The 589-nt window shown below is 70.3% G+C and carries 2 pseudogenes; one reads left to right on the plus strand and one right to left on the minus strand.

What is annotated here, in order from left to right:
* Positions 1–238: pseudogene (locus ASJ79_RS25405) on the minus strand (hypothetical protein); the annotation flags it as partial.
* On the opposite strand from ASJ79_RS25405, the pseudogene ASJ79_RS25410 reads away from it, so the two are divergent.
* Positions 162–589 (plus strand): annotated as a pseudogene (locus ASJ79_RS25410) (SDR family NAD(P)-dependent oxidoreductase); the annotation flags it as partial. The pseudogenes ASJ79_RS25405 and ASJ79_RS25410 sit on opposite strands and share 77 nt — an antisense overlap.

The raw sequence follows: 589 nt of genomic DNA on the forward strand, positions 1-589 counted from the left end.
CGAGGCGGCCACCGAGCAGCATCAGCCCGCCGAACGTCAGCACATAGGCGGTGATGACCCAGCTGCGGCCGGCGTCGGACAGGCTGAGTTCGTCCTGGATCTTCGGCAGTGCGACTATGGCGATGGTGCTGTCCATCGTGGCCAGCAGCTGCATGCCGCCGATCGCGGTGAACTGCGCGGGGTTCAGCAACGTCGGGTTGATCACCGAGATGCCCGCCGCCGACTTCCGCGCGGTCATCGACGTGTGCCTCAACGGGGCGTTCATCGTGACCAAGCACGCGGGCAGGCACCTGCGCGAGGGCGGCTCGCTGGTGCAGATCAGCTCGCTCAACGGCAGGCAGCCGGCGGCCGGGATGAGCGCGTACTGCGCGGCGAAGGCCGGGCTGTCGATGCTCACCCAGGTGGCCGCGCTGGAGATGGGGCCGCGAGGCATCCGGGTCAACGCCGTCGCGCCCGGGTTCGTGCACACGCCGCTGACCGCCGCGGCCGCATCGGTGCCCGGCGTGGTCGAGGATTACGTCGACAACACCGCGCTGGGCCGCGCGGGCACACCCGAGGACATCGCGAACGCCGTCGTGTACCTGTGCGC

Origin of the sequence: Mycobacterium sp. NAZ190054 (assembly GCF_001545925.1) — a bacterium.
Lineage (GTDB): Bacteria > Actinomycetota > Actinomycetes > Mycobacteriales > Mycobacteriaceae > Mycobacterium.